Source organism: Uliginosibacterium sediminicola (assembly GCF_039631295.1).
Lineage (GTDB): Bacteria > Pseudomonadota > Gammaproteobacteria > Burkholderiales > Rhodocyclaceae > Viridibacterium > Viridibacterium sediminicola.
This window is the reverse complement of sequence record NZ_JBDIVE010000026.1, coordinates 1-1232: the sequence shown is the minus strand read 5'-3', so window position 1 is coordinate 1232 and position 1232 is coordinate 1. Positions and strand designations below refer to the sequence as shown.

General features: G+C 55.6%; 1 protein-coding gene. It reads right to left on the bottom strand.

Annotated features, from left to right (window positions below):
- Nucleotides 1–18 precede the first annotated feature (18 nt).
- A protein-coding gene (locus ABDB84_RS19990; protein ID WP_345921546.1) for an IS3 family transposase occupies nt 19–1169 on the bottom strand; the annotation gives its coding sequence in 2 pieces (ribosomal slippage) (nt 19–923 and nt 923–1169; 1152 coding nt in all).
- Between the last annotated feature and the right edge of the window lie 63 nt (nt 1170–1232).

The following is a 1232-nucleotide window of genomic DNA, read 5'->3' as shown; positions in this document are numbered from 1 at the left end:
TGAATCGCCCCGGGTTTTCTAGACAGTCCCGAGCCTCATGAAGTACTGCTTTTCGTAGTCTACCGGAGACATGCCATCGGCGTGGTTATGTCTGCGTTTGGGGTTGTAAAACATTTCGATGTAATCGAACACATCGCTTCGTGCTTCGTCCCTGGTCGTGTAGATCTTGCGCTTGATGCGTTCGCGCTTGAGTAACTGAAAGAAGCTTTCCGCCACAGCGTTGTCATGACAGTTTCCGCGCCGACTCATGCTGCCCTTGAGCTTGTGTGCGCGCAGAAACGATTGCCAGTCATCACTGCTGAACTGACTGCCCTGATCCGAGTGCACCAGGACTTCGTTGGCAGGCTTACGCTTCCAGAGCGCCATCAATAATGCACTGAGTACCAAGTCAGTCGTCATCTGCGCACTCATCGACCAACCCACCACTTGCCGTGAGAACAGATCCAACACCGTCGCCAAGTACAACCAACCTTCGTGCGTACGGATGTAAGTGATATCCGTTACCCAGACTTTGTTGGGCTCTGCCACATCAAACTCACGCTGCAGAATGTTGGGGGAGACGTTGGCCGGGCGACCACCGTAACGACCGGGACGACGACCATAACCGGTCAGCGACTTCAAGCCTGCCAGACGCATCAGTCGTGCAACGCGATGCTTGCCACAGGGCTCGCCCAACTCACGCAGGTCGCGCGTGATCTTGCGATAGCCATACACGGCGCCGCTTTCCAGATAGCACTGCTTGATCAAGCCTTGGACCCGCTGATCATCCTGCGCACGCGCAGAGTGTGGCTGTGCTTGCCAGCCGTAGTACCCGCTTGGATGCACTTGCATCACCTTGCACATGCGACGAATCGGCCAGACGTGTCTGTGGGCTGCAATGAACGCGTACCTTACCCGGACTGCTTGGCAAAGTACGCTGCGGCCTTTTTTAGGATGTCGCGCTCCTCGGTCACCCGCTTGAGCTCGGCGCGCAGACGACGCAGTTCATCTTGCTGACTACTTTGTGTTTGCTGCTCCTGAGGTGTCAGGCTGTAACGTTTGGCCCACGCGTACAAACTGTGGATGCTCACATCCAGCCGTGCAGACACCTCCGCCACGCTGTGACCCCGGTCTGTGATCTGCTTGACCGCTTCAATCTTGAATTCTTCCGTGTAACGCTTGTTGCTCATAAACACCTCCATCAGCCTGAAAGTTTAAGGCTTCAGGGTGTCTAGAAAACCCGGGGCGATTCA